This window comes from Pseudaeromonas pectinilytica (assembly GCF_054780855.1).
The window spans coordinates 1-2,533 of record NZ_BAAGVN010000098.1; the positions used below are offsets into that span (position 1 = coordinate 1).

Sequence of the window (2,533 nt, forward strand, 5' to 3'; positions counted from 1 at the left end):
CCATCTGGCGCTCCCGGTGGTGAACCTAAGAGATCAGATCACCAAACTGCGGGATAGTTCCCTGATTTGAGCAACAACGCCCGCCGGATCGCGCCACTCCAAACCCTTGGGCAACATCAACCCCTCGACTTGTTCCCAGCCTGTAAACTCCTGCGCAGAGAAGCCCTTGAGGATGGCATCACTGGCATCGAACAGGCAGTCATCAAACCAGGTGAAGTCCTCCAGCAACTCGGTGATCATCGCGGCATCGCGCTTCTCCTCCGGGGTCGCATTTCGCGGCGGCTGGATAGTCCAGGGCACTGACTGCAGCGAGCGGCGACGTTTGCCCAGCTCCGACTGCAGGTGGCTGTCTTTCTCCTCCATGTCTTCTGCCAACTCGCACTGCAGGAGCAGGCTGCCCTGCTCGGCCTCGCGCAAGGCCATAGCAGCTTTGGCCGGAGTGAGGCCGACTGTCGGATGCTCGGAGTAATGCTTGCGCAGCATCCCCAGCTTGCTGTCGTTCTCGGTCTGCGGCTCTGGCTCAAAGGCCAGCGGGTTGCCGTGGATATCTACAATTCTGCTCTGTGCCATTACCAGGCTCCTCGCTCAAAGCGGTGATAGTCGTCGTCATCGTCCGGACTGGTTTCGCGCTTGCCCGGAAGCGGCGTGAACTCGATAGCTCCGCCCTCCATCCAGCTGGCCCGGATCGCCATGGCCAGCGCCACCGCAAAATCGCCGTGACGCTTCTGGCCCGAGGCATCGGTACTGCGCCCCTTGTCGATTTTTGGTACCCCGTTGATGACCTGGATTTTCCCCAAGTCATCGACAACATCGGCATGACGGGGGATCACCAGGGTGTCGTCTTCAAACTCCACCTTGAGCTTGGGCATCCACTCCCGGTACCAGGGGTCATTGAGCATCACGCATTCGATCATGCTGGCCCCCCACTTGAGGCGGGCGGCCTCAGCCAGATAACCGCCGTTGCCGGTGGCATCAAAAGAAGCGGCGCGCAGCCGAGGCAGCCCCAGCAATAAATAGAAGAGGATCTGCCGCTGAGTCTCGTAAGGGGCATTGGCCAACTCCACCACGAACGGCACCCGCTTACGCAGATTGCTGGCGATGGCCAGCGGCACAAACACCGACAAGTCACCCTTGCGGGCAAAGTCCTCACCCAGTACATGGCGGCAGGTCTGATCCAGACTCTCCAGCCACGGCTTGAGGTTTTCCTCACACCAGACAGATCCCACAGCAAGGCGAGTCTCTTCACTCATCAGCTCGAAGTCTTTGGGCGCGGTGAAGCGGATGATGGGGATATCCGGCTGCATGGCCCGCTCAATCAAGGAGCGTTTGATATAGGCACCACCGCCTTGCTTGGGGACGCAGAAATATTCTTCGAGCGCATCCTCTTCGGTGGCCGTGCTCTTGAGCAGGCCTGCTTTCCAGTCGTCCTCGGCTGACTGGCTCCACACCATGCCTTTGACCTGGCAGATGCGACGATAAAGCCCCATCCGACAGGCGTCATCCAGCGTGATACGGTGGATAGAAAAGTCTTTTTTCCCAGCGCGACTGTCGTTTATCAGCTGATTAAACAGGTTATCAACGCCACTGTGGGTACTGATTAAACGGACCTTGGCGCCCCACATCGTCAGCGCCATCGCGGCCTTGAGCACTTCGGCCAGACGTTCGTGGAATGCGGCTTCATCAATGGTCACAGTCCCTTGCATACCCCGGAGGTTAGAGGGGTTGGATGAGAGCGCCTGCACCTTGAAGCCGGAGGAGAAGTAGACGACAAAGGTCAGGATGTCTTTGTCTTCATCGGCAAATACTTCCTCCTGGATATCCCCGGCTGCCTTGTTAAACGCCTTGGCCCACATGGCCACAGCATCAATAAACTCGCGGGCCATCTCCTTATTGGAACCCACATAGAAGTGATTGGAGCCGCCTTCTGACTTGGCCAACGAGGATTTGAGGGTGGCGTCTGCCGCTTCTGCCCAGGTGATACCCGTGCGCCGTGACTTCTCCGCAATCTTTAACGGGCTGTCGTCGGCTATCCAGATCTTCTGATATGGCAGCAGCACATCATCTGGGTTGAATTCGGTTCCCAATTGGGCGGCGAGCTGGGTGGCGCGGGAAACGGCGGTCTGCTCCATCATGCGATCCCCAATATCTCACGCCGGATCTGCGCGGCTGTGTCTTTGGTCAAGCCTGCCTGGGTAACAATCTGCTCGGTCTTGGTCGCTATCTCCTCAGCAAACGCCTGGCGGATCTCTTTCTCCCGCTTATGGCTTTGCATGGCTGTGGACTCCAATCGCTGGGCGGCAAGCATGGCCTCTTTGAGCATGCCGACATCGACCTCGGCATCCGGATCATTGGCCTGGGCCATAAACAGTTTGAACAGCTGGCCACGCCCCATTTCCAGAATGAGCTTGGTCACCTCGCCCGTCGGCTTATCACCCAGTTGCGCAGTCAAGGCGGCGGTGGCCTCACGCATCTGGCGCAGACTGGCCCCCACCTTTTCCACCTGGGTGGCATAGCGATTCAGACCAGAACGGGA

General features: G+C 58.6%; 3 protein-coding genes. All 3 read right to left on the minus strand.

The window, feature by feature from the left end; translation table 11 throughout:
* Positions 1 to 33: 33 nt before the first annotated feature.
* Entirely contained in the window at positions 34 to 570 is a 537-nt protein-coding gene (locus ACYVG7_RS07020; RefSeq protein WP_460882490.1) for a phage portal protein family protein, read from the minus strand.
* Positions 570 to 2,132 carry a terminase large subunit domain-containing protein gene (locus tag ACYVG7_RS07025; protein ID WP_460882491.1) on the minus strand — a complete coding sequence of 521 codons (1,563 nt, stop codon included), beginning with the start codon at positions 2,130 to 2,132 and terminating at the stop codon, positions 570 to 572. The genes ACYVG7_RS07020 and ACYVG7_RS07025 overlap by 1 nt, the downstream gene beginning before the upstream one ends.
* Positions 2,129 to 2,533, minus strand: a 405-nt coding sequence (locus tag ACYVG7_RS07030) for a DUF3486 family protein (RefSeq protein WP_460882492.1), incomplete at its 5' end; no start/stop codon positions are given. The genes ACYVG7_RS07025 and ACYVG7_RS07030, both read right to left, overlap by 4 nt.